Origin of the sequence: Bacillus cereus group sp. N8, assembly GCF_016483685.1 — a bacterium.
In the GTDB taxonomy this organism is placed as follows: Bacteria; Bacillota; Bacilli; order Bacillales; family Bacillaceae_G; genus Bacillus_A; species Bacillus_A proteolyticus.
Map to the genome: position 1 here is coordinate 1 of NZ_JAEHBK010000224.1, position 238 is coordinate 238.

The window sequence follows — 238 nt, forward strand, 5'->3', positions numbered from 1 at the left end:
CTTACGCATATTCACCAACCAACAACTTCACTACCGCAAATAATTCACGACCAGCTTCTGTTCTCGTATTGCCCGTCTCTTTATCAAAAATAGAAGACTACACATGCGGGATAACTTGCTCAACGTTTCCCTCAAACGCAATACGTACAATTGATTCGAAGAATTCTATATCAATACCGCCTGTTGGCTCTAATGCAAACCCATCATCCGCACATGCTTTCGCAACCGCGCGATATTC

The 238-nt window shown here is 43.3% G+C and carries 1 pseudogene; it reads right to left on the reverse strand.

The features are described 5' to 3' along the window. Position 1: 1 nt before the first annotated feature. Positions 2-238 (reverse strand): annotated as a pseudogene (locus JDS80_RS31085) (KDGP aldolase); the annotation flags it as partial.